The sequence below is a fragment of the Ramlibacter sp. G4-7 genome (assembly GCF_057784995.1).
The window spans coordinates 18,067-40,225 of sequence record NZ_JBYNTT010000018.1 but is presented as its reverse complement, the minus strand read 5'-3'; the positions used below and the strand labels follow the sequence as shown (position 1 = coordinate 40,225).

The window sequence follows — 22,159 nt, the reverse complement described above, 5'->3', positions numbered from 1 at the left end:
CCCCGTGTTGGCCTTCAATCGAAGTCCAGCACCACCTTCATCGCCTGCGAGCGGTCGGCCGCCAGCGCGAAGGCGCGGCCGGCGTCGCGATACGGCAGGGTCGCGGAGATCAAGGGCTTCACGTCGACCAGCCCCTTGTTCAGCAGCTCCACCGCCATGGCGAATTCCTCGTGGAAGCGGAAGGCGCCGCGCAGGTCGAACTCCTTGGCGACGATGGTGTTGATCGGCAGCGTGAGCTCGCCACCCAGGCCGACCTGCACGATGATGCCGCGCGGCCGCAAGGCTCCGAAGGCGCCGCGCAGCGCGCGCTCGTTGCCGCTGGCTTCGAACAGCACGTCGAAGCTGCCCTTGTCGGCCTCGTGGCGCGCCAGCCCCTGGGGCTCCTCGGCCACGTTGATCGCTTCGTCCGCACCCACCTTCAGGGCGCTGCGCAGCGGGGCGGCGGCCACGTCGGTCACCGCGATGTGCGTGGCACCTGCCCGCCGGGCGGCGACCACGACCAGCGCGCCGATCGGGCCACAGCCGGTCACCAGCACGCGCTTGCCCACCAGCGAACCGGCGCGGCGCACCGCATGCAGCGCCACCGACAGCGGTTCGGCCAAGGCACCTTCGGCATCGCTGACGCGGTCGGCCAGCTTGTAGGCCTGGCTGGTCTCGATGACGATCTGCTGGCGGAAGGCGCCCTGCACGTGCGGCATGCGCATCGCACTGCCGTAGTAGCGCATGTCCAGGCAGTGGTTCTGCAGCCCTTGCTGGCAATAGCGGCACAGCCCGCAGGGCCGGCTGGGACTGACCGCGACGCGGTCGCCCGCTGCGAAGCCGACGACGGACCGCCCCGCCGCCTCGACGACGCCGGCCACTTCGTGCCCCAGCACCATCGGCTCCTGGATGCGCACCGTGCCGAAGCCGCCGTGCTGGTAGTAGTGCAGGTCCGAGCCGCAGATGCCGCCGCAGCGCACCCGCACCAGCAACTGGTGCGGCAGCGTGTCGGGCGTCGGGATGTCCTCGACCCGCAGGTCGCCGGGAGCGTGGATGACGAGTGCTTCCATGGTGGTTCTCAGAGGGTGGCGGTGACGCCGCCATCCACGTACAGGATGTGGCCGTTGACGAAGCTGGAAGCGTCGCTGGCCAGGAACACGGCGGCTCCCACCAGGTCCTCGACGTCGCCCCAGCGCCGCGACGGCGTGCGTCCGACCAGCCAAGCGCTGAACTCCGCGTTGTTCACCAGCGCTTCGGTCAACTCGGTCTTGAAGTAGCCGGGCCCCAGGCCGTTGACCTGGATGCCGTGCTGGCCCCAGTCGATGGCCATGCCCTTGGTCAGCATCTTCACCGCGCCCTTGCTGGCCGTGTACGGCGCGATGTTGGGACGTCCGAGCTCGCTCTGCACGGAGCAGATGTTGATGATCTTGCCGCGCCGCCGCGGGATCATGCAGCGGGCCACGGCCTGCCCCACCAGGAACACGCTGTCGACGTTGGTCTTCATCAGCGTGTGCCATTCCGCTTCGGGGAACTCCTCCAGCGGCGCGCGCCGCTGCATGCCGGCGTTGTTCACGAGGATGTCGATCGGGCCGACGTCGCGCTCGATCCGGGCCACGGCCTCCGCGACCGCGGCGCCGTCGGTCACGTCGAAAGGCACGGCATGCACGCTGGCGCCATCCGCGCGCAGGCGGGCCGCTGCCTGCTTGAGCTTTTCTTCGTTGCGGGCGTTGAGGATCACGCTGGCGCCGGCGCCTGCCAGGCCCCCGGCCAGCGCAAAGCCGATGCCGGAACTGGAACCGGTCACCAGCGCGGTGCGGCCGGCGAGATTGAAGCGATCGAGGACGGATTTCAAGCAGCACTCCTGTTGGGGAACGCGGATGCGATCTCCAGCCATTCGACCACGGCATCCCGCCGGGCGGCAACAGGGAGTTCCGCCGCGACCGGGCGCGGCGGAGCTGCAGTCGCCGGCCGAGGGCTCTGCAAGCCCCCGGCCGGACGGGATCAGCGGGTGCCGTGGATCTCGACTTCGACGCGCCGGTCCGGCGCGAGGCAGGCGATCAAGGCTTGCGTCTGGGCCGATCCGCGGCAATCGGCGGCGCGCGTCACCGGGCTGGACGGGCCGGCGCCCTGGGCCACGATCTTCTGCGCAGGCACGCCGCCGGAGCGCACCAGGTACTCGCCCACGGCCGCAGCACGGCGTGACGACAGGGCCTCGTTGTACCGGGCGGAGCCCAGGCGGTCCGTGTGTCCCGTCACCTGCACGGAGGCGAAGTCGACGCCCCGCAGATCCGCCGCCAGCTTGTCCAGCGATTGCCGGCCCGCCGGCTTGATGGCGGACTGGTCGAAGTCGAAGAGCGAATCGGCCGAGAGGCTGACCCGCTTGACGACCACGGGCACGGGCTGCGGTGCTGCCGGCACGACAACAGGAGCCGGTGCCGCGGGCGCCGCGACGTATTGCGCCGGGGCCGGGGCCGGCGCCGGGGCCGCAACGGCCGCGCGCGCCGGGGCCGGTGAGCCACCGAAGCGGTACACCAAGCCGACCGAGAGCATGTCCACGTCGCCGCGGTTGCCCACCGCATCCTTCAGGCGGTAGCGCTCTCCTTCCACGCGCAGTGCGAGGGAGTCGGTGAACGCGTAGGCCAGGCCCAGGCCGAACTTGACATTCGTGGAGCGCTGGCTGGGCGTCGCATTCGCATAGGGCACGCGGGCGGCGCCGGTGGCACTGAAGCGGTCTTCGGCCCTCACCGACGTGACCCCCACCCGGCCCAGCGCGGACAACCGGCCCATGAGGGGCAGCGTCCCCACCAGGTCGGCGTTCCAGCCCTTCACGCGCATGTCGCCGGTCAGGCTGCCTGCCGGCGTGGTCTGGGCCGTGTAGCCAAAGTTCCCGAGGTCGAAGTAGCCGGCCTCCACGCCGAAGTAGCGATTGATCTGGTAGCCGCCGAACAGCTTGTAGCCGGTGTCGCCGTCACGGTCTTCGATCGAGCTGGTGCCCAGGCCCTGGCCGCCCAGCCCGGTGGTGATTCTCGCGTCGTCGATGGTGGCGCGCGCACGGCCGATGCTGCCGCCGACGTACCAGCCGGCGTCCTGCGCCAGGGCGGCAGATGCGCTGAAGAAGGCCAGCGCGGTGGCGCCCAGCAGGGCCGGTGTTCTCATGAAGGTCATGGATCTGCTTTTGTTGGAGTTGGCGACGCGGATCAAGGAACGTTCACCACGGTGTTGACCATCGTGACCGAGGCGCCGAGCGACAGGACGCGGCCGTTGATGGTGACCGGGGCTACGTTGCCCGCGGTGGAGATCGCCGCCCCGGACTGCGCAATGATGGTGCCGACCATCGTCCCGCCGCCCGCCGCGTTGATGGTGGCGGCGCTGCCGACCTGCCAGAACACGTTCTTCGCCTGTGCGCCGTTGGTGAGGATCACGCTCACCGGAGCCGTGGCTCCCGGACCGCCGACGGTGAGCGAGGTGGCCATCTGGAACAGCCAGGTCGCGTTGGGGTCACCCTGCGCGTCCAGCGTCAGGTTGCCGCCCTGGATCCGGAAAGTTCCGCCGGCGGCGGTGTACGTTCCCTTCGTGAGCGTGAGGTTCGCCAGGTTGCCCGCGCCTGCGTCAGCACCGCGGGGCGTGGCCACCAGCGTGTTGTAAACCGCGAGCGCATCGGCGCGGGCCTGCGTGGCCGTGGCGAACGTGGCCGCCGTTCCTTCGGTCGGGCAACCGACCGTGGGCGGAGGCGCCGCGGTGAAGATCCCGCCCGTGACGTTGCCCACGTTGAGCGGGGTCTCGGTGTAGGTGCAGTTCGGCGTCGCGTCATGGAAACCGGTCACCAGCGTGGAAGCGCCGGTGGTGCCGATCTGCCCGTTGATGACGGTATTGATGCCCTGGTTGGTGATGCCCGCCGAGCCGCCGAAGACGCCGAAGGGCGCGGCCGCGCCCAACGCGGGTGGCACCGGCAGCGTGACCACGCCGGGTATGCCGGCCGTGCCGGGGGTTGCACCGGGCGTCCCCGTGCCATCGAAGCCGAGCACGGGGTCGCGTCCGCCGCCACCGCCGCCGCAGGCGACGACGGAACACAGGAGAAGGGCAGCCGCGCAGGCGCGCGTGCTGCGAGAAGTACGAAGTTTCATGAAATCCTTGGAGTAAAGCTCTCCCCGACCCGGGGTGCGGACCAGAGGCGGATGCCTGCGCCGCCGTCTGCGTGCGGCATCCAGGCAGGGCCCACGGTAGGGCTGCCATGCGGCGCGGTCTGTCCGCTACCGCACGGTGTTGCGTGGCGAACACGAAACGAGCAGATCGTGGGATTTGCGAGCGAGCGCTGAACGCGCGCGCGAGGAGACGGCGGGCGCGCTGACTGAAAGGGCCAGGGCGCGGGGGTCAGTACAGGCGCCGCATCCAGGCGCTAGGGCGCCCTGGCCACGAGCGCGAGGCCGGCCGGCGATCGGACGCCGTCAGCCCAAGGAACTCACGCAGGCATTGATCAGCCCTGCAGGATGAAGTATCCGAACAGCAGTGCGCACAGCGCCGCCATGGCGGCGCAGACCCAGAACGCGCGATTCCGCTGCCGGATCTCGTTCTCCAGCAGCGCCACAAGTCCGTCGCCGTCCTCTGCACGTCGCATGGGTTGGTCCTCCGCATCCACAGGCGCGGAATTCTGCACCCGCGTGACGGGCAACGCAGACTGTTACGCCGCTGTGCGCGAGGTAGCGAGGACGGTGCTTCCGTTACCGTCGATGCGACCCTGCGCCCGCTCAAGCCATCTGCGCGGCGATACGCCGGCGCAGCTCGTGGAAGCGCGGCTCGGGCACGTCGACGAACAAGGGATCCGGCGCCGGCGGCACGGCATTCTTCACCGCGCTCCAGTCCTCCGGCGTGAGGAAGCGCGCTGCGCGCGGGAGGACATCCTCTTCTTCCCGGGCGATGTGGTTGCCGTAGTAGACGAGGTAGGTCGCCGCGGCCATCTCGAGCTCGGCGCGCTCGACCATCGCATCGGCGCTGGCGCTCTCCAGCAGCTCGCGCAGGGCCTCGCCGGCGTGCGCGATGACCCGGTGTTCCTGGATCAGCCGCGCAATCGGCAGGTCACGGTCCGGGCAGTGCCGCAACAGCCGCCGGAACGCCTCGTCCTCGCGCGGATGGTGGTACTTGTCGGCGAACTCGTGCAGGTAGCGGATCGCATCGAGCATCAGCTGGTAGTTGGGCGCTTGCCCGCAGTGAAAGGCGTCCATCTGCTTCTGCAGCATGGCGAGCAGGTGGTTGAAATACACGTGCTCCTGGTGCCAGGCATCGACGGGATTGACCATGACCTGCTCCGTTCCGGTTGAAGGATGGAGCCATGATGGCGCAGCGTCGCCGCAGAACATTGAGCTGACGCAAGTGGGAGCACTGCGGGCAACTTCATGGGATCCTCGTCGCGGGTGAAGCACGCCGGAGATCCGGCGCCCGGCCTCAGTCCGCCTTGATACCCAGGGTGCGCACCATCTTGCCCCAGCGTTCCATGTCGCCCTGGAAGACCTTGGCGAATTCCTCCGGCGTGGACGGGGCCGGCTCCATGCCCAGCTTGACGATCGCGTCGGTCACGGCCGGCTGCCTGACCACCTGGCCGATCTCCGCGGCGAGCCGCTTGACCACGGGTGCCGGCGTGCCGCCGGTGGTGAACACGCCGTACCACGTCAGCACGACGTAGTCCTTCAGTCCAGACTCGATGACGGTCGGCACGTTGGGCAGCTGCGGCACGCGGTTGGGGCTGGTGACCGCGATGATGCGCACCTTGCCGCTGGCGGTCGCCGCGATCGCGGCCGGGAGGCCGGCGAAGTTGACCTGTGCCAGGCCCGCCATCACGTCCTGCAGCGCCGGCGCGTCGCCCTTGTACGGGATGTGCGTCATGCTGACGCCAGCCATGTTCTTGAAGTACTCGGTGCCCAGGTGCGCGCCGGTGCCGTTGCCGCCGGTGCTGTAGTTCAGCTTGCCCGGGTTCTGCTTCGCGTAGGCGATCAGGTCGGCCACGTTCTTCACCGGCAGCCCGTCGTTGACCACGATGGCCAGTGCCGAACGCGAGATCAAGGTCACCGGCTGGATGTCCTTGGCCGCGTCGAAGGGCAGCTTGCTGTAGATCGCCGGCGCGATGGTCTGCCCGCCCGTGGAACCGAGCAGCAGCACTTGGCCGTTCGGTGTGGCCCGCGCCATTTCGGCGGCGGCCACGTTGCTGCCGGCGCCCGGCTTGTTCTCCACCACGACGGTGGTCTTCGTCTGCGCCTGCAGGGGCGTGCTGATCAGGCGCGCGATGGCATCGTTGGCGCCACCCGGGGCGAAGCCGACCAGCAGGCGCACGGGTCCGGGCGGCATGTCATCGGCGATGGCGGGAACGGAGCCGGCGACGAGCACGGCCAGGGCGAACATCCTGAACAACTTCACGGAACTTCCTTTCGGGTAAGCATACGGGTTCAACGGGCCTCGGCGAGGGCGCGCACTTGCGACTTGAGCATCGCGCGCGCGGCGTGCAGTTCGCCGCGGCGGGTCTGCACCAGGTCCTGCACGCGGGCCAGTTGCCGCTGCAACTCGCGCACGCGGGCATGCACCACCTGCGGCGCGGGGCCGCCGCCCTGGGTGCGCTCGAAGGTCGTGATGGCCGGGTCGAGGCTACGGCGCACGGCCTCGTCGCCCAGGTTCACTGCGCGGCCGATCTGCGCCTCGCAAGCGGCGTCGACCATCGCGGAGGTGATCTCGTGCGCCGGCCGCTTCGCGTCCATGGCGGCGCGCACCACCGCGCCAACCACGTGGTGGGCCTCGCGGAAGGACAGTCCGCGCTCGCGCACCAGCGCGTCGGCCAGGTCGGTGGCCGTGCAGAAGTCGTTGCGGGCCCGCTCCAGCATCGCTTGCGCATTGGGCGTCGCGGTGCGCAGCACCAGCCCCAACAGCTTGTAGATGCGCAGCGTTTCCTCGGCGGACTCGTAGAAGCCGCGCATGGTCTCGCGGTTGCCGTCGCCGGTGTGGGTGAAGTTGACGCCCTTCACGGTGGCCAGCGCGCCGGCCAGCAGGCCCGTGAGCTGGCCGGCCTTGCCCTTGAGCGACTCCAGCACGATCGGGTTCTTCTTCTGCGGCATGATGCTGGAGGTGCCCGCGACACTGTCGGGGAAGTCCACCAGGCCGAACTCGTGGGTGCACCACACGTAGAAGTCCTGCGCCACGCGGCTCGCGCCGACCGCGGCGATCGCGAAGGCCGACATCAGCTCCAGCGCGTAGTCGCGCGAGGCCACCGCGTCCAGCGCATGCGGCGCGGCGCCGGCGAAACCAAGCAGTTGCGCCGCATCCTGCGACAGGATGGGGAAGGACGTCCCGGCCAGCGCGCCGGCGCCCAGCGGGCAACGCGCGAGCACGGCTTGCGCCGCCTGCAGCCGGTCGAGGTCGCGCGCCAGCGTTTCCGCCACGCCCAGCAGCCAGTAGCCATACGTGATGGGCTGGGCCGGCTGCAGGTGGGTGTAGCCGGGCATCACGACCTCGGCGTAGCGCTGCGCGTTCGCCAGCGCGGCGGCGCAGGCCTCCCTGCCGGCGTCCAGCAGGTCCAGCACCACCAGGCGCGCACGCATGCGATCCATGGTGGACAGGATGTCGTTGCGGCTGCGCGCTACGTGCAGGCAGCCGCCCACGTGCGCGCCGGCGCTGCGCATCAGGTGCGCCTCATAGTTGAAATAGGCGTCTTCGATCGCCGGGTCCAGCGGGACGGCCGCCGCGCCCTCCTCCTCCATGCGCAGCAAGGCGGCGGCGAGCGTCGCGCCATCCGCGGCCGGCAACAGGCCGGCGCGCGCCAGCATCACCAGGTGCGCCTGATTGACATCGGACAGATGCGTGAACACCGCGGGGAAATCGCGGGCGAGCCGCGGGCCGTACACGTGTTCGCAGACTTCGGGGGCCGTCGCTTCGGACAGGCGTCGACTGACTTTGGATTCCATCGCGGGGCAGTATGGAAACGGCCCACAATGCGGTCAAATCATTAGTTACCGGACCTGCATTCGGATTTGATATGCAGGGCACCGTCCTGAGCCGCATGGATTTCCGCGAGATCGAAGCCTTCCGTTCCGTCATGCTGACGCGGTCCATGACGCTGTCGGCCGCCGCCCTGCACACTTCGCAGCCGAACGTGAGCCGGCTAATCGCGCGGCTGCAGAAGCACTCGGGCTTTCGCCTGTTCCAGCGCGTCGGCCTGCGGCTGGTGCCCACGCCCGAGGCGGAGGCGCTCTACGACGAAGTGCAGCGTTCCTTTGCCGGCCTGGGCGCCATCGAGGACGCCGCCGCGGCGATTCGCGCGCAGGGCTCCGGCGGCCTGCGAATCGGCGCTTCCGCCGCCCTGTCGCTTGGCGTGCTGCCCGCAGCCATCCGGCTGTTCCGCCAGCGCTGCCCGGACGTCGTGATCAAGGTGCACACCAGCGACTCGGCCACGGTCTGCAAGTGGGCCGCCGCGGGCCAGTGCGACTTCGGCCTGGCCTCCTTCGTGCCGGACATGCCGGAGCTCGCGATGGAATTGCTGCACCGGGAAAACGGCCTGTGCATCGTGCCATCCGGCCACCGACTGGCGAAGAAGCGCCGCGTGCAGGCCGCGGACCTGGATGGCGAATCCTTCATCTCGCTGGGAGCCAGCGACCTCGCGCGCGCGCAGATCGATGCCGCCTTCCACCCGGACCGTCGCCGCATGAACCTTGAGACGCCTTACGCCGCGACCATCTGCACCATGGTCAGCATGGGCCTGGGCGTGAGCGTAGTCAACCCGATGGTGTTGCGCTGCCTGCCGCTGCCCAACGTGGTCGCCTTGCCGTTTGCGCCCGCGGTGGACTTCCGTTGTTACTGGGTGCGCGCCGCCCACCGGCTGGAGCAGGCGATGGCGCAGGAGTTCATGCGGTGCGTGCGCGAGGTGTTCGCGCCGCCTGCCCCGGGCAAGCGCGCGCGCTAGCTTCGTGCGGCAGACGGAAGCGACGCACCGGCGCCGCTGCCGCCTCGACCCGTCAGACGAGCTGGGTCAACGCATTCTCGAAGGCCACGCGCGCGATGCCGGTGGTCGCCGTCGACCGGGCGTGGCAGCGCTCCAGCGCAGCAGCCACGGTGGCCGAGACGTCACCGAAGATCGCTTCGTCCGAGATCTCGGCGTTGCCTGCCATCAGGAAGGCGAAGGCGCGCGCCATGCCGCAGTTGGCGATGAAGTCCGGGATCACCGCGACGCGGGAATCCGCGTTCTCGTAGATCGGACCGTAGAAGATCTCGGCATCGGCGAAAGGCACGTTGGCACCGCTGGACACGACTTCCAGCCCGCCCGCGACCAGCTGCTCCACCTGCTGGCGCGTCACCAGGCGCGAGCCGGCGCAGGGCAGGAAGATGTCGGCACCCACGCTCCAGACGCGGCGGTTGATCTCCTCGAAGGACAGCATCCCCTTGGCCGAGAGCTGGTTGCCCTTCTTCTGCAGGAACAGCGCGCGCAGCTCCTCGAAGCTGAAGCCCTCGGGCCTGAGCAGCCCGCCTTCGCGGTCGATGATGCCGACCACGCGCGCACCGGCCTGTGCCAGGTAGTAGGCGGCGGTCGAGCCGACGTTCCCCCAGCCCTGCACGACCACGCGCTTGCCGGCGACCGCGCCGCCATAGAGCCGGTAGTAGTGCAGCACCGATTCGGCCACGCCCCAGCCCGTGATCAGGTCGGCGACCAGGTACTTGCGGGACGGCTCGGGCGTGTAGCGGGGGTCCTCCACCACCTTGGCCACGCCCATGCGCAGCTGCCCCACCTTCTGGATGCGCTCGCTGTCGCTGGGCACGAAGTGGCCGTTGACCACGCCCTCCTGCGGATGCCACAGCCCATAGCTCTCGGTGATCGGGATCACCTCGTGCACCTCGTCGATGTTGAGGTCGCCGCCGGTGCCGTAGTAGGTCTTGAGCAGCGGCGTCACGGCCTTGTACCAGCGCTTGAGCACCTCGCCCTTGCGCGGGTCCGCGGGGTCGAAGTCGATGCCGGACTTGGCGCCGCCGATGGCGGGGCCGGACACGCTGAACTTCACCTCCATGGTCTTGGCCAGGGACTCCACCTCGCGGCGGTCCAGGCCGGGGCGCATGCGCGTGCCGCCGCCGGCGGCGCCGCCGCGCAGGGAGTTGATGACGACCCAGCCCCTGGCGGGCGTCTCGGCGTCGTGCCATTCGAAGACGATCTCGGGGGCCTTGGTCTCGAAGCGGTGCAGCAGTTCTTTCATCTCGGTCTTTCGGTATGCGGGGGATTCGGTGGTGTCTTCAGGCGAGCAGCAGCTTGTCGTCGTCCAGCTTCTCGCCGCGGGTCTTCTCGAACATGTGCAGCAGGTCGGGCACGTCCATGCCGGCGCGCTCGCGGCCCTTGACGTCGAGGATCACGCGGCCCTCGTGCAGCATCACGGTGCGCGTGCCGTAGTCCAGCGCCTGGCGCATGCTGTGCGTGACCATCATGGCCGTCAGCTTGCCGGCCTCGACGATCTTCGCCGTGAGTTCCAGCACGAAGGCCGCCGTCTTCGGGTCCAGCGCCGCGGTGTGCTCGTCCAGCAGCAGGATGCGCGAGGGCTGCAGCGAGGCCATCACCAGGCTCACGGCCTGGCGCTGGCCGCCGGAGAGCAGGCCCATGCGGTCCGCGAGCCGGTTTTCCAGGTTGAGGCCCAGGATGCGGAGCTTGTCGCGGAACACCTCGCGCAGGCTGCGCGTGAGCGAGAAGCCCAGGCCGCGGCGCGCGCCGCGCTTCCAGGCCAGCGCCATGTTCTCCTCGATGGTCAGCGCCTCGCAGGTGCCCGCCATCGGGTCCTGGAAGACGCGCGCGACCAGGTCGGAGCGCTGCCAGGCCGAGCGGCGGGTGACATCCGCGTCGTCGATCTGGATGCTGCCGCGGTCGACCATCAGGTCGCCGCTGATGGCATTCAGGAAGGTCGACTTGCCGGCACCGTTGGAGCCGATGACCGTGACGAACTGCCCCGTGGGGATGTGCAGGTCCAGCCCGCGCAGCACGCGGTTCTCGATCGGCGTTGCGGGGTTGAAGGTGATTTCCAGGCCTTTGGCGCGCAGCATTACCTGGCCTCCTTCACGATGACGGCGGGATTGGTGCGCGCGCCGGGCAACAGGCCGGCCAGCTTGCGCTTGTAGCTGGGAACGAGCAGCGCGAAGGCGACCAGCACCGCGGTGACCAGGTTCAGGTCCTGGGCCTGCAGGCCGATGAAGTCGCTGTTGAGCGCCAGCGCGATGAAGAAGCGGTACAGCACGGCGCCGAGCACGCAGGCCAGGGTCGTGACGACCAGGCTGCGCGCCGGCAGGATGGTCTCGCCGATGATCACCGCGGCCAGGCCGACGACGATGGTGCCTATGCCCATGGAGATGTCCGCGCCGCCTTGCGACTGCACGAACAGCGCGCCGGCCAGCGCGACCAGGCCGTTGGACAGCGCCAGTCCGGCGATCGTCAGCCGGTCCGTGGAGATGCCCTGTGCCCGTGCCATGCGCGGGTTGCCGCCGGTGGCGCGCATCGCCAGGCCCGTTTCCGAGGCGAAGAACAGGTCGATCCCGATCTTTGCGGCGACCACCACCGCCAGCAGCACCAGCGGCTTGAGCCAGTGTTCGGGCATGCCGCCGAACTGCAGCAGGCTGAACACCGTCGCGTCGTTGATCAGCGCCACGTTCGGCTTGCCCATGATGCGGAGGTTGACCGAGTACAGCGCGATCATCACCAGGATGCTCGCGAGCAGCTGCATGATGCGCAGCCGCACGTTCAGCCAGGCCGTGAGCCAGCCGGCCAGCGCGCCGGCCACGACCGCCGCAGCCGTCGCGGCGAAGGGGTTCCAGCCCGCGACGATCAGTGCCGCGGCCACGGCGCCGCCCAGGGGGAAGCTGCCGTCGACCGTGAGGTCGGGAAAGTTGATGATCCGGAAGGAGAGGTAGACGCCCAGCGCGACCAGCCCGAAGATGAGGCCGATCTCGATGGCGCCCAGCGAAGCGATGAGCGACATGGCGGTCCGGCCCCTTACTTCACCACGACCTTGGCCGAGCCGACCAGTTCCTCGGGCAGCGTCACGCCCTGCTTGAGCGCGGCGGCCGGGTTCACGTGCAGTTCGAAGGTGCTGCTGGTCTGCGAGGCGATGGTGCCGGGGGCCTCGCCCTTGAGGATGCGCACCACGATCTTGCCGGTCTGGTGGCCGATGTCGTAGTAGTTCAGGCCCAGCGCCGCCACGGCGCCGCGCTTGACGCCGTCGGTGTCCGCCGCGACCACGGGGATCTTCGCCTGCTGCGCCACCTTGACGATGCCCTCGAAGGCGGACATCACGTTGTTGTCGGTGGGCGCATAGATCACGTCGACCTTGCCCACCAGGCTCTGCGCGGCGCTGGCCACGTCCACGGTGCGCGCCGCGGCGGCTTCCACCAGCGTGAGACCGGCCGCCGGCACCGCCTTCTTCAGGGCATCGACGATGGCCACCGAATTCGCTTCGCCCGGGCTGTAGATCACGCCCACGCGCTTGCCGTTGGGGACGACGCGCTTGATGAGGGCCAGGTGCTTGTCCAGCGGCGAGAGGTCGGAGACGCCGGTGACGTTGGTGCCGGACGCATCCCAGGTCTTGACCAGCTTGGCCGCGACGGGGTCCGTGACCGCGCTGTAGACGACCGGGATGTCCTTGCTCGCGGCGACCACGGCCTGCGCCGAGGGCGTGGCGATGGCGACGATCACGTCGGGCCGCGCGCCGGCGAACTTGCGGGCGATCTGGGCGGCCGTGCCGTTGTTGCCCTGGGCGGACTGGTATTCGAACTTGAGGTTCTTGCCGACCTCGAAACCGGCGGCCTTGAGTTCGTCCCGGACGCCGTCACGCACGGCATCGAGGGCCTGGTGCTCGACGATCGCGGTGACCGCCACCGACTTTTCGGCGGCGCAGGCGGGCGTGGCAGCCATGGCAGTGGCCGAGGCGGCGATGAGGGCCAGGGAGGAACGCAGGAAAGAATGTTGCACGTTGGGGTCCTTGTGGGAAATGGTCGGCACGGTTGCGCTGGAATGGCGGTCTCCGAGGGGAGATCTGTTTGACCTGCGTCAAGGAGCCGCTTTCCTGGGGCAGAAGTGTGAACTTTGGCGTGAAAAATCGGCTTTCATCCGGCGTCAGGGCGAACCCTAGGTCAGGAAATATCATTGCGTCTTCTGCTGGAATGAGGAGACGAACTTGCAAGTCATCGACATCGACCGCGTCGACCGGAAAATCCTGGCCTTCCTGCAGGAGAACGGCCGCGCATCGAACCTGGAGCTCGCCGCGGCCGCCGGCCTGTCACCCGCGCAATGCCATCGCCGCCACCGGCGCCTGGAGGAGACCGGCCTGATCGCGCGCTACGAGACGCGCCTGGCGCCCGCGCGGCTGGACCTGAACGTCGTGGCCTTCATCCTGGTGTCGATGGAGAAGGGCCACATCCGCGACCTGTCGAAGTTCACCGGTCTGGTGATGAAGATGCCGGAGGTGCTGGAGTGCTATGCCATCACCGGCGACTACGACTTCGTGGTCAAGGTCATCGCCCGCGACCTGAAGGGACTGTCGAACCTGTTGATCGACAAGGTGATGCGCATGCCGGGCGTCGACGGCGTGCGCTCCATCGTCTGCCTCGACGAGTTCAAGTGCACCAGCTCGCTGCCCTTGCCCGGCTGAGGCCGCGCGAGCTCAGACGAGGCTGACGTTGGACTTGAACGGCCGCATGACGAAGCTCGTGCGGCAATCCTGCACGCTGGGGTGCTTGAGCAGCGTGTCCATGACGAAGCGCGTGTAGTGGTCCATGTCCGCCACCAGCACCTTCAGCAGGTAGTCCATGTCCCCGGTGAGGGAGACGCACTCCACCACCTCCGGCCAGGTCTCCACGGCGGCGGAGAACAGGTCCATGGGGTTGCGCTTGTCGCCGTCGCTCTGCTTGGCCATGCGCACGTTGATGTACGCGGTCAGGCCCAGGCCGACGCGCCGCGCACGCACGAGGGCGACATAGCCGGCGATCACGCCGGCCTCCTCCAGGCGCTTGACGCGGCGCAGGGTGGCCGAGGCCGACAGGCCCACCTTGCCCCCCAATTCCTCATAGGAGAGGCGCCCATTGGACTGCAGGGCAACAAGGATGCGCCGATCCAGGGCATCCAGATCGATCGGATCGTCCATTTCCTGATTCTTGCACGAATCATGTTCGGAACGACCGATTCGGGCCGCAGTTCGCACGAACCCTGCGGCCGGCCAGGCCTAAAGTCCCCCTACCGACTTTCCTGCCTGGAGCCAAGACATGCCCGACCTCTTCGACAACCCCATGGGCCTGTGCGGATTCGAGTTCGTCGAATTCGCCTCGCCCGTGCCCGACGTGCTCGAGCCCCTGTTCGAGAAGATGGGTTTCTCCCTGGTCGCGAAGCACCGCTCCAAGGACGTGCTGCTGTACCGGCAGGGCGACATCAACTTCATCGTCAACCGTGAGCCGAAAAGCTTCGCCGGCTACTTCGCCGCGGAACACGGTCCGTCCGCCTGCGCGCTGGCCTTTCGCGTGCGTGATTCGCACAAGGCCTACGAGCGCGCGCTGGCGCTGGGCGCGCAGCCGGTGGAGATCCCCACCGGGCCCATGGAGCTGCGCCTGCCCGCGATCAAGGGCATCGGCGGCGCACCGCTGTACCTGATCGACCGCTTCGAGGACGGCAAGTCCATCTACGACATCGACTTCGAATGGCTGCCGGGCGGGGAGCGCCATCCCAGGGGGCACGGCCTGAAGGTCATCGACCACCTCACGCACAACGTCTACCGCGGCCGCATGGCGCACTGGGCCGCGTTCTACGAGCGCCTGTTCGGCTTCCGCGAGATCAAGTACTTCGACATCAAGGGCGAGTACACGGGCCTCACCTCCAAGGCGATGTCGGCACCCGACGGCATGATCCGCATCCCGCTGAACGAGGAGGCCGGCAAGACCTCGGGTCAGATCGAGGAATTCCTGATGAAGTTCAGCGGCGAGGGCATCCAGCACGTGGCCCTCGCCTCGGACAACCTGATCGAGACGGTCGACGCCCTGCAGATGGCGGGCGTGCCGCTGATGACGGCGCCCAACGACATCTACTACGAGATGCTGCAAGAGCGCCTGCCTGGCCACGGCCAGCCGGTGGGCGAGCTGCAGGCGCGCGGCATCCTGCTCGATGGCGACACGAGCACGGGGCAGCCGCGGCTGCTGCTGCAGATCTTCAGCGAGACGCTGCTGGGGCCGGTGTTCTTCGAGTTCATCCAGCGCAAGGGCGACGACGGCTTCGGCAACGGCAACTTCAAGGCGCTGTTCGAGTCGCTCGAGCGCGACCAGATCCGCCGCGGCGTGCTGCAGGTGGAAGACAAGGAGACTGCGTGATGCCCAAGATCGACCGCATCCACCACGTCGCCTACCGCTGCAAGGACGCGAAGGAAACCGTGCTCTGGTACCAGAAGAACCTGGACATGGACTTCGTGCTGGCGATCGCCGAGGACCAGGTGCCGTCGACCAAGGCGCCGGATCCGTACATGCACATCTTCCTCGACGCCGGCATGGGCAACGTGCTGGCCTTCTTCGAGCTGCCCACGCAGCCGGAGATGGGCCGCGATCCGAACACGCCCGCCTGGGTGCAGCACATCGCCTTCCGCGTGAAGGACCGCGCGACACTGCTGGCCTTCAAGGAAAAACTGGAAGGCAACGGCGTCGACGTGCTGGGCGTCACCGACCACGGCGCCTTCCACTCGATCTACTTCTTCGACCCGAACGGCCACCGGCTGGAACTGGCCTGCCCGGACCCCGAGGAAGAGGCGCTGAACAAGCGCCTGGGCGCGGTGAAGTGGGACATGCTCGAGGAGTGGTCCAAGACGAAGCGGGCGCCCAAGCACGCGGCCTTCCTGCACCGGCGCGAGTTCGAGCAATGAACGACTGCAACGATCCCGCCCTGGAAAGCTGGGTCGCGTCCGCCAACCTCGCGGACAACGACTTCCCGATCCAGAACCTGCCCTTCGGGCGCTTCCGGCGCCAGGGCGACACCGCCTGGTGCATCGGCGTGGCGATCGGCGACCAGGTGCTGGACTTGCGCCGCGCGGGACTGACGGACGCCGCGGACATGAACCACCTGATCCAGGCGCAGCCCCAGGACCGGCAGGCACTGCGCGAGCGGATCTCGCAAGGGCTGCGGCGCGGCAGCGCGCAGCGGGCGGCCTTCGAGGCCGCGCTCGTCCCGCAGTCCGAGGTGACGCTGGGCGTGCCCTGCGACATCCGCGACTACACCGATTTCTACGTCGGCATCCACCACGCCACCGCGATCGGCAAGCAGTTCCGCCCGGACAGTCCGCTGCTGCCCAACTACAAGTGGGTGCCGATCGGTTACCACGGCCGCGCCTCCACCATCGTCGCGAGCGGCACGAGCTTCCGCCGGCCGGTCGGCCAGACCAAGGCGCCGGATGCAGCGCAGCCGGCGGTGAACCCCAGCGCGCGCCTGGACATTGAGCTGGAACTGGGCATCGTGATCGGCCGGCCCAACGCCATGGGCGCAGCCATCTCCATGGCCGATGCCGAGAGCCACGTGTTCGGCGTCACCCTGTTCAACGACTGGAGCGCGCGCGACCTCCAGGCCTGGGAGTACCAGCCGCTGGGCCCCTTCCTGTCGAAGAACTTCTGCAGCACGATTTCTCCGTGGATGGTGACGCTGGAGGCGCTGGAGCCGTACCGCAAGCCGCTGGTGCGGCCCGAGGGCGATCCGCAGCCCTTGCCCTACCTGGACTCGGCGGACAACAAGGCGCGCGGCGCGTTCGACATCCAGCTCGAAGTGATCCTGCAGACGGCGCGCATGGCCGCGGCCGGGCACGCAGGCGACACGATCAGCCGCTCGAACTTCGCCGAAGCGGCGTACTGGACGATCGCGCAACTCGTGGCGCACCACACGGTGAACGGCTGCGCCCTGCAGGCCGGGGACCTGTTCGGCTCGGGCACGCTGTCGGGTCCGCGGCCCGACCAGGCGGGCTCCCTGCTGGAACTGACCGTGGGCGGCAAGCAGCCGCTGACGCTGTCGAACGGGGAGACCCGCACTTACCTGCAGGACGGCGACACCATCGTGCTGCGCGGGCACTGCGAGCGCGCCGGTTTGCGCCGCATCGGCTTCGGAGAGTGCCGCGGCACCGTCATCGCATGAAGCTCGCATCGCACGAGATCGATTCGCAGCTGGCGACGCTGCCGCAGTGGAAGTTCGGCGCCGAACGGGGCGGCACGCTCACCCGCGAATTCGTCTTCCACGACTTCGCCCAGGCCTTCGGCTTCATGGGCCAGGTGGCGGTGCACGCCGAGAAGCGCAACCACCACCCGGAATGGTTCAACGTCTACAACCGGGTGGCCGTGACCCTCACCACCCACGACGTCGGCGGGGTCTCCGCCAACGACGTCGCCATGGCGCTGCTGATGGACCGCATCGCCGCCGCACTTGCAACGCAGACGCACTGAGTACCGGAGCCTTCTCATGCTGAACCAACTCAAGGAAACCGTCACGCACAGCCTGGCCGCCGGGTCCGGGCGGACGCCGGAGCGCCCCGACTGGACGATTCCGCAGGGCTGGGAGAAGTACACGCCGCAGGAGCACGCGGTGTGGAAGACGCTCTTCGAGCGGCAAAGCAAGCTGCTGCCGGGACGCGCCTGCGACGAGTTCGTGCGAGGCATGAAAGACCTGCCGATCGGCCCCGGGCAGATCCCGGACTTCGAGCAGCTCTCCGAGATCCTCATGAAGCGCACGGGCTGGCAGGTGGTCGCTGTGCCAGGACTGGTGCCCGACGACGTGTTCTTCGAGCACCTGGCCCACCGGCGCTTCCCCGCCGGCCACTTCATCCGCAAGCCGCACGAGCTGGACTACCTGGAAGAGCCGGACGTCTTTCACGACGTGTTCGGGCACGTCCCCATGCTGATGAACCCGGTGATCGCCGACTACATCCAGGCCTACGGGGAAGGCGGGCTGCGCGCCAGGCGCCTCGGGGTGCTGGAGAAGCTCGCGCGCGTCTACTGGTACACCGTGGAGTTCGGGCTGGTGAAGCAGTCGGACGGCCTGCGGATCTACGGCGCGGGCATCGCGTCCTCGGCCACGGAGACCGTGTTCTCGGTCGAGGATGCCTCGCCCAACCGGCTGGGCTTCGAGCTGGAGCGCGTCATGCGCACCCGCTATCGCATCGACGACTTCCAGGAAACCTACTTCGTGCTGGAGCACCTGGACGACTTGCTGCGCCTGGCGCACATCGACTTCGCGCCGCTGTACGAGCGCGTCGCCGGCGCGCAGGAGTTCGAACCGGGCGACGTCCTGTCCAGCGACAGCGTGATCACGCGCGGAACGGGCCGCTACCACGCGACGAAGCGCGAAGGAGCGCCGGCATGATCTCCCGGACGGTCCTCGTCACGGGTGCCGCCGGCCACCTCGGTCGCGCGGTCGCCGCCGCCTTTCGCCAGCAGGGAGCGCGCCTCATCCTCGTCGATCGCCAAGCGGACCTGCTGCAACAGGCTTTCGGCAGTGCGGGCGAAGCCCTGCTGCTGCCCCTGGACCTGCTCGATCGCGCACAGGTGCAGGCCGGCGTGCAGGAAGCCGTGGCGCGCTTCGGCCAGATCGACGTGTGCTGCCACATCGCCGGCGGCTTCCGCATGGGCGAAGCCGTGCACGAGACCTCCACGGCGAGCTGGGATTTCCTCATGGACCTCAACGCGCGCACGCTGGTGCATGTGGCGCACGCCGTGGTCCCGGGCATGTGCGAGCGCGGCAGCGGCAGGATCGTGACGGTGGGCGCGGCGGCGGCAGCGCGCGGCGCGGCGCACATGGGGGCCTACTGCGCGGCCAAGAGCGCGCTGCTGCGCCTGACCGAAGCCATGTCCGCCGAACTGAAGGACCAGGGCATCAACGTCAACTGCGTGCTGCCCTCCATCCTCGACACCCCGGACAACCGCTCTGCGATGCCGGATGCCGATGCGACCCGCTGGGTCGCACCGGAAGCACTGGCCGAAGTGATCGTCTTCCTCGGCTCCGATGCCGCGCGCGCGATCCACGGCGCGGCGATTCCGGTCACGGGCCGGATCTAGGCTACTGCGCCTCCTGTGCCAGGGCGACCAGCGCGCGCAGGCCCATCAGGTAGGAGTGGCGCCCCAGGCCCTGGATGGTGCCCTTCACCGCCGGCGAGATGATGGAGTGCGTGCGCCAGCTCTCGCGCGCCGCGATGTTGGACATGTGCACCTCGATCACGGGGAAGGGCATGGCCTTGATCGCGTCGTGCAGCGGCACCCCGTGCTGGGTAAGCCCGGCCGGGTTGACGAGGGCGCCCTGCGCCGCGTCGATGTGGCGGTGCAGGAAGTCGATCAACGCTCCCTCGTGGTTGGACTGGATCGTCTCCAGCGCCACGCCGAGCTCCGTGGCAAGCGTGGCGAGCTGGTCATCGATCTGCGCCAGGGTGGTGTGGCCGTAGATGTGCGGCTCGCGGCGGCCGAACAGGTTCAGGTTCGGCCCATGCAGGACAAGGATTTTCAAGGGACCGCCGATCTGCATCAGAGCTTGGACACCCGTTCCAGCTCGGACTTGAAGAGGTTCACGATGGCCGGGTCATAAGCCGAGGAGAACTTGTCGTAGACCGGGCGCACTTCCGCGCGCATGCGGGCCAGTTCAGCGGGGGCGATGTCGTTGTAGATCATGCCCTTGGCCTTCAGCTCGCCCAGCGCCTTGGCCGAAACCGCGCGGCTGGTCGTGCGCTGCCAGTTCTGCGCCTCGATGGCGGCCTCCTGGATCAGCTTCTGTTCCACCGGCGACAGCTTGTCCCAGAAACGCTTGCTGATCTGCACGGGGTTGGTGGCATAGACGTGGTTGGTCCCGCTCACGTACTTCTGCACCTCGTAGAACTTGCTCGACTCGATCACCGCGAACGGGTTCTCCTGGCCGTCCACGGCCTTGCTCTCGAGCGCGCCGTACAACTCGGCGAACGCCATCGGCACGGGGTTGGCCTTGAAGGTCTTGAAGGTTTCCAGGAACACCGGGTTGGGGATCACGCGCAGCTTCAGGCCTTCCAGGTCGGACCCCTTGGTGACCGGGTGCTTGCTGTTCGTGACGTTGCGAAAGCCCAGGTCGAAGAAGCCCAGCACGACCACGCCCTTTTCCGGCAGCTTCGCGGTGAGCGCCTTGCCGAGCGGTCCGTCGACCATGGCATCCGCCTGCCGCTCGTTGGCGAACAGGAAGGGGAAGTCCAGCAGGCCGAACTCCTTGACGATGCCGTTCAGCGACGTCGTGGAGGCCACCAGCATTTCCTGCACCCCGCCCTGCAGCGCCGCCTGCTGCTGCAGCTCGTTGCCCAGCTGGGACGAGGGGAACTCCTGCACCTTGATCTTGCCGCCACTCTTGGCGGCAACGATCTCGGCGAACTTCTTCACGCCCAGGCTGGTCGGGTGACCCGGGTTGTTCAGATGGCCGAACTTGATGGTGCGTTCCTGGATGTCCTGGGCGCCGGCGCCCGCGGCGGCAAGGAGGAAGGCAAGGGCGGCGAGGCCTCGGCGAGTGATGGGTTGCACGCGTGTCTCCTGCGATGTCATGGAAGTGGGGCATGATAGGGAAGCAGGCAAAACAGCGTTCCACACCGGAATCCCTTTTCACATGACGAACTCCGAAGCGGCTCCCAGTGGCACCGTCGATCGCACGCTGCGCATCCTGGAGACCCTCGCTGCGCAGCCCGAGGGCCTGCCGCTCGCGGAGCTGGCAGCCGAAGTCAACGTGCCGCGCAGCGCCTGCCATCGGCTGCTGGCGGACCTCGCCCGCTGCGGCTACGTGCGCCAGGTGCGCGCAATGGGCGACTACACGCTCACCACGCGCCTGCCCGCGCTCGGCCTGAGCTTCCTGGCTGGAGCGGGCATCGTGGACGTTGCGCAGCCCATCATCGACCGCCTGGCGGAGGTCTCCGGTGAACTGGTGCGCCTGGCGCTGGTCGACGGTGACCGGCTCACCTTTGTCGCGAAGGCGCAAGGCGCCCGGGCCGGCCTGCGCTACGACCCCGACATGGGCATCGACGTGCGCCTGTCCTGCAGCGCCGGCGGCCATGCCTGGCTGATGACGCTGAGCGAGGAGCGGGCAACGGAACTCGTTGCCCGCCAGGGCCTCGGTTCCCCACGTGAGTACGGCCCGAAGGCACCCACGACTTTCAAGGCGCTGATGAAGGTGCTGGAAGAAGACCGCAAGCGCGGCTTCAGCATGATGGTGGAAATGTATGCACCGGGCATGAGCGCGATGGCGGCGCCGGTGGCAAGGCGTGGTGGCGAGACGGTGGGGGTGATCACCATCGCGGGGCCCCTGCAACGCCTCACCTCCGCGCGCATGCAGGAACTCGGTCCGGCGCTCGTGCAGGCCGCCGGCGAACTCGCGATAGCCGCCACCAGCTCGCCGCTGTTCCGCAGCCGCGCGGTGGCCGTGCCCTGAACAGAAGGAGAACGACGATGGCAGTATTGGGTGGCGCCGCGCTCGCCATGTGGTGGGATATCGCGCCGGAGATGCGCGCGGAGTTCGAGCACTGGCATTCGCACGAACACTTTCCGGAGCGGCTGGCCCTGCCCGGCTTCCTGCGCGCCACGCGGTGGGCCGCTGCGGACGGGGGCGAAGGCTTCTTCATCCTCTACGAACTGCAGGAGCACGCGGCGCTCAGCTCGCCCGAGTACCTGGCGCGCCTGAACGCGCCCACGCCCTGGTCCACGCGCCTGATGCCGCACCACCGGAACATGGTGCGCAGCCAGACGCGTGTGCTGCATACCCATGGCACGGGGGTCGCGCGGCATGCGATGACGCTGCGGCTGTCTCCACGCGAAGGCGAGGCGCAGCGCCTGCAAGCCGCACTGCAATCGCGGGTTGCGGAACTGCCGCTGCAGGCCGGCCTCGCCGGAGCGCACCTGCTGCGCACCGAGACGCCTGCCATCGCGACGACGACGGAACAGAAGATCCGGGGCAACCTCGACCGCAGCGCGGACTGGATCTTCGTCGTGTGCGGCTATGAGCTCGAGGTGCTGAAGGCGTTGGGTCAGGAGACCCTTGCGCCCGGCGCCCTCGAGGCGCTCGGCGCCGCGCCAGGTGCGATCGCCGGCTGGTACAGCCTGTCGCTCTCGATGAGCCGCGACGAGAACGGGCCGGGCCGCTGACGCATCCTGGCACGCCACGTGCGATGTACAGCCTGAAAGAGGAGAAAGC

The 22,159-nt window shown here is 68.6% G+C and carries 25 protein-coding genes; 10 read left to right on the top strand and 15 right to left on the bottom strand.

Annotated features, from left to right (window positions below; genetic code table 11):
* Positions 1-14 precede the first annotated feature (14 nt).
* The 8 genes from AC3EGR_RS21085 to argH form a co-directional block, all read right to left on the bottom strand.
* The gene (locus tag AC3EGR_RS21085) at positions 15-1,049 is read right to left on the bottom strand and encodes an L-idonate 5-dehydrogenase (protein WP_488548486.1); all 1,035 of its coding nucleotides are present in this window, start codon (positions 1,047-1,049) and stop codon (positions 15-17) included.
* An 8-nt stretch (positions 1,050-1,057) separates the two neighbouring features.
* Positions 1,058-1,873, bottom strand: coding sequence for a glucose 1-dehydrogenase (locus tag AC3EGR_RS21080; protein ID WP_488548485.1), 816 nt, complete (start codon positions 1,871-1,873; stop codon positions 1,058-1,060).
* 107 nt (positions 1,874-1,980) lie between these two features.
* A complete protein-coding gene (locus AC3EGR_RS21075) occupies positions 1,981-3,144 on the bottom strand; it encodes an outer membrane beta-barrel protein (RefSeq protein WP_488548484.1) in 1,164 nt (387 codons plus the stop codon).
* Between the two features lie 32 nt (positions 3,145-3,176).
* A complete protein-coding gene (locus AC3EGR_RS21070) occupies positions 3,177-4,103 on the bottom strand; it encodes an ice-binding family protein (RefSeq protein ID WP_488548483.1) in 927 nt (308 codons plus the stop codon).
* Positions 4,104-4,453: 350 nt separating this feature from the next.
* Entirely contained in the window at positions 4,454-4,594 is a 141-nt protein-coding gene (locus AC3EGR_RS21065) for a hypothetical protein (protein WP_488548482.1), read from the bottom strand.
* Between the two features lie 130 nt (positions 4,595-4,724).
* Positions 4,725-5,273, bottom strand: a complete 549-nt coding sequence (locus AC3EGR_RS21060) for a hemerythrin domain-containing protein (protein WP_488548481.1) — start codon at positions 5,271-5,273, stop codon at positions 4,725-4,727.
* A gap of 145 nt (positions 5,274-5,418) precedes the next feature.
* Positions 5,419-6,384 (bottom strand): Bug family tripartite tricarboxylate transporter substrate binding protein, encoded by a 966-nt coding sequence (locus AC3EGR_RS21055; RefSeq protein ID WP_488548480.1) that lies wholly within the window; start codon positions 6,382-6,384, stop codon positions 5,419-5,421.
* 29 nt (positions 6,385-6,413) lie between these two features.
* Positions 6,414-7,919 (bottom strand): argininosuccinate lyase, encoded by a 1,506-nt coding sequence (gene argH / locus AC3EGR_RS21050; RefSeq protein WP_488548479.1) that lies wholly within the window; start codon positions 7,917-7,919, stop codon positions 6,414-6,416.
* Between the two features lie 71 nt (positions 7,920-7,990).
* Here argH and AC3EGR_RS21045 point away from each other — a divergent pair, with 71 nt between their 5' ends.
* A complete protein-coding gene (locus tag AC3EGR_RS21045; protein ID WP_488548478.1) occupies positions 7,991-8,914 on the top strand; it encodes a LysR substrate-binding domain-containing protein in 924 nt (307 codons plus the stop codon).
* 52 nt (positions 8,915-8,966) lie between these two features.
* On the opposite strand, the gene AC3EGR_RS21040 is transcribed toward AC3EGR_RS21045, so the two are convergent.
* From AC3EGR_RS21040 to AC3EGR_RS21025, 4 genes are read right to left on the bottom strand one after another with little or no spacing between them, the layout of a single operon-like run.
* A complete protein-coding gene (locus tag AC3EGR_RS21040; RefSeq protein WP_488548477.1) occupies positions 8,967-10,193 on the bottom strand; it encodes a Glu/Leu/Phe/Val dehydrogenase dimerization domain-containing protein in 1,227 nt (408 codons plus the stop codon).
* A gap of 37 nt (positions 10,194-10,230) precedes the next feature.
* Complete coding sequence (locus AC3EGR_RS21035; protein WP_488548476.1) at positions 10,231-11,025, bottom strand: ABC transporter ATP-binding protein; 795 nt, start codon at positions 11,023-11,025, stop codon at positions 10,231-10,233.
* A complete protein-coding gene (locus AC3EGR_RS21030) occupies positions 11,025-11,954 on the bottom strand; it encodes an ABC transporter permease (protein WP_488548475.1) in 930 nt (309 codons plus the stop codon). Before AC3EGR_RS21030 ends, AC3EGR_RS21035 begins: the two co-directional genes overlap by 1 nt.
* A 14-nt stretch (positions 11,955-11,968) precedes the next feature.
* Positions 11,969-12,886, bottom strand: a complete 918-nt coding sequence (locus AC3EGR_RS21025) for an ABC transporter substrate-binding protein (protein ID WP_488548552.1) — start codon at positions 12,884-12,886, stop codon at positions 11,969-11,971.
* A 262-nt stretch (positions 12,887-13,148) separates the two neighbouring features.
* Between AC3EGR_RS21025 and AC3EGR_RS21020 the strand changes: the two genes are divergently transcribed.
* On the top strand, positions 13,149-13,622 hold the full coding sequence (locus tag AC3EGR_RS21020) for an Lrp/AsnC family transcriptional regulator (protein WP_488548474.1): 474 nt from the start codon (positions 13,149-13,151) through the stop codon (positions 13,620-13,622).
* A 12-nt stretch (positions 13,623-13,634) separates the two neighbouring features.
* Here AC3EGR_RS21020 and AC3EGR_RS21015 read toward each other — a convergent pair whose 3' ends face one another.
* A complete protein-coding gene (locus AC3EGR_RS21015; protein ID WP_488548473.1) occupies positions 13,635-14,114 on the bottom strand; it encodes an Lrp/AsnC family transcriptional regulator in 480 nt (159 codons plus the stop codon).
* Positions 14,115-14,232: 118 nt separating this feature from the next.
* Here AC3EGR_RS21015 and hppD point away from each other — a divergent pair, with 118 nt between their 5' ends.
* From hppD to AC3EGR_RS20985, 6 genes are read left to right on the top strand one after another with little or no spacing between them, the layout of a single operon-like run.
* Positions 14,233-15,324: a 4-hydroxyphenylpyruvate dioxygenase gene (gene hppD, locus AC3EGR_RS21010; RefSeq protein WP_488548472.1), complete on the top strand. Its 1,092-nt coding sequence runs from the start codon at positions 14,233-14,235 to the stop codon at positions 15,322-15,324.
* Positions 15,324-15,866: a VOC family protein gene (locus tag AC3EGR_RS21005; protein WP_488548471.1), complete on the top strand. Its 543-nt coding sequence runs from the start codon at positions 15,324-15,326 to the stop codon at positions 15,864-15,866. The genes hppD and AC3EGR_RS21005 overlap by 1 nt, the downstream gene beginning before the upstream one ends.
* On the top strand, positions 15,863-17,119 hold the full coding sequence (gene fahA / locus AC3EGR_RS21000) for a fumarylacetoacetase (RefSeq protein WP_488548470.1): 1,257 nt from the start codon (positions 15,863-15,865) through the stop codon (positions 17,117-17,119). The genes AC3EGR_RS21005 and fahA overlap by 4 nt, the downstream gene beginning before the upstream one ends.
* Complete coding sequence (locus tag AC3EGR_RS20995; protein ID WP_488548469.1) at positions 17,116-17,424, top strand: 4a-hydroxytetrahydrobiopterin dehydratase; 309 nt, start codon at positions 17,116-17,118, stop codon at positions 17,422-17,424. The genes fahA and AC3EGR_RS20995 overlap by 4 nt, the downstream gene beginning before the upstream one ends.
* 16 nt (positions 17,425-17,440) lie before the next feature.
* A complete protein-coding gene (phhA, locus tag AC3EGR_RS20990) occupies positions 17,441-18,340 on the top strand; it encodes a phenylalanine 4-monooxygenase (protein WP_488548468.1) in 900 nt (299 codons plus the stop codon).
* A complete protein-coding gene (locus AC3EGR_RS20985) occupies positions 18,337-19,032 on the top strand; it encodes an SDR family oxidoreductase (RefSeq protein ID WP_488548467.1) in 696 nt (231 codons plus the stop codon). Before phhA ends, AC3EGR_RS20985 begins: the two co-directional genes overlap by 4 nt.
* 1 nt (position 19,033) lies before the next feature.
* On the opposite strand, the gene AC3EGR_RS20980 is transcribed toward AC3EGR_RS20985, so the two are convergent.
* Both AC3EGR_RS20980 and AC3EGR_RS20975 read right to left on the bottom strand, forming a co-directional pair.
* Positions 19,034-19,474, bottom strand: coding sequence for a type II 3-dehydroquinate dehydratase (locus AC3EGR_RS20980; protein WP_488548466.1), 441 nt, complete (start codon positions 19,472-19,474; stop codon positions 19,034-19,036).
* 17 nt (positions 19,475-19,491) lie between these two features.
* Positions 19,492-20,502 carry a TRAP transporter substrate-binding protein gene (locus AC3EGR_RS20975; protein WP_488548465.1) on the bottom strand — a complete coding sequence of 337 codons (1,011 nt, stop codon included), beginning with the start codon at positions 20,500-20,502 and terminating at the stop codon, positions 19,492-19,494.
* An 82-nt stretch (positions 20,503-20,584) separates the two neighbouring features.
* Here AC3EGR_RS20975 and AC3EGR_RS20970 point away from each other — a divergent pair, with 82 nt between their 5' ends.
* Together AC3EGR_RS20970 and AC3EGR_RS20965 are read left to right on the top strand one after the other, a co-directional pair.
* Positions 20,585-21,400, top strand: a complete 816-nt coding sequence (locus tag AC3EGR_RS20970) for an IclR family transcriptional regulator (RefSeq protein WP_488548464.1) — start codon at positions 20,585-20,587, stop codon at positions 21,398-21,400.
* Between the two features lie 17 nt (positions 21,401-21,417).
* Positions 21,418-22,110 carry a hypothetical protein gene (locus tag AC3EGR_RS20965; RefSeq protein WP_488548463.1) on the top strand — a complete coding sequence of 231 codons (693 nt, stop codon included), beginning with the start codon at positions 21,418-21,420 and terminating at the stop codon, positions 22,108-22,110.
* The last annotated feature ends 49 nt before the right edge of the window (positions 22,111-22,159 follow it).

Coding starts and splice junctions, on each gene's coding strand:
- AC3EGR_RS21075 (WP_488548484.1), bottom strand. CDS start 3,144: ATGACCTTCATGAGAACACCGGCCCTGCTGGGCGCCACCGCGCTGGCC.
- fahA (WP_488548470.1), top strand. CDS start 15,863: ATGAACGACTGCAACGATCCCGCCCTGGAAAGCTGGGTCGCGTCCGCC.
- AC3EGR_RS20985 (WP_488548467.1), top strand. CDS start 18,337: ATGATCTCCCGGACGGTCCTCGTCACGGGTGCCGCCGGCCACCTCGGT.
- AC3EGR_RS21035 (WP_488548476.1), bottom strand. CDS start 11,025: ATGCTGCGCGCCAAAGGCCTGGAAATCACCTTCAACCCCGCAACGCCG.
- AC3EGR_RS21015 (WP_488548473.1), bottom strand. CDS start 14,114: ATGGACGATCCGATCGATCTGGATGCCCTGGATCGGCGCATCCTTGTT.
- AC3EGR_RS21085 (WP_488548486.1), bottom strand. CDS start 1,049: ATGGAAGCACTCGTCATCCACGCTCCCGGCGACCTGCGGGTCGAGGAC.
- AC3EGR_RS21045 (WP_488548478.1), top strand. CDS start 7,991: ATGCAGGGCACCGTCCTGAGCCGCATGGATTTCCGCGAGATCGAAGCC.
- AC3EGR_RS20970 (WP_488548464.1), top strand. CDS start 20,585: ATGACGAACTCCGAAGCGGCTCCCAGTGGCACCGTCGATCGCACGCTG.
- AC3EGR_RS21030 (WP_488548475.1), bottom strand. CDS start 11,954: ATGTCGCTCATCGCTTCGCTGGGCGCCATCGAGATCGGCCTCATCTTC.
- AC3EGR_RS21025 (WP_488548552.1), bottom strand. CDS start 12,886: ATGGCTGCCACGCCCGCCTGCGCCGCCGAAAAGTCGGTGGCGGTCACC.
- phhA (WP_488548468.1), top strand. CDS start 17,441: ATGCTGAACCAACTCAAGGAAACCGTCACGCACAGCCTGGCCGCCGGG.
- AC3EGR_RS21070 (WP_488548483.1), bottom strand. CDS start 4,103: ATGAAACTTCGTACTTCTCGCAGCACGCGCGCCTGCGCGGCTGCCCTT.
- AC3EGR_RS20965 (WP_488548463.1), top strand. CDS start 21,418: ATGGCAGTATTGGGTGGCGCCGCGCTCGCCATGTGGTGGGATATCGCG.
- AC3EGR_RS21060 (WP_488548481.1), bottom strand. CDS start 5,273: ATGGTCAATCCCGTCGATGCCTGGCACCAGGAGCACGTGTATTTCAAC.
- argH (WP_488548479.1), bottom strand. CDS start 7,919: ATGGAATCCAAAGTCAGTCGACGCCTGTCCGAAGCGACGGCCCCCGAA.
- hppD (WP_488548472.1), top strand. CDS start 14,233: ATGCCCGACCTCTTCGACAACCCCATGGGCCTGTGCGGATTCGAGTTC.
- AC3EGR_RS21040 (WP_488548477.1), bottom strand. CDS start 10,193: ATGAAAGAACTGCTGCACCGCTTCGAGACCAAGGCCCCCGAGATCGTC.
- AC3EGR_RS20995 (WP_488548469.1), top strand. CDS start 17,116: ATGAAGCTCGCATCGCACGAGATCGATTCGCAGCTGGCGACGCTGCCG.
- AC3EGR_RS21080 (WP_488548485.1), bottom strand. CDS start 1,873: ATGGCTGGAGATCGCATCCGCGTTCCCCAACAGGAGTGCTGCTTGAAA.
- AC3EGR_RS21065 (WP_488548482.1), bottom strand. CDS start 4,594: ATGCGACGTGCAGAGGACGGCGACGGACTTGTGGCGCTGCTGGAGAAC.
- AC3EGR_RS21005 (WP_488548471.1), top strand. CDS start 15,324: ATGCCCAAGATCGACCGCATCCACCACGTCGCCTACCGCTGCAAGGAC.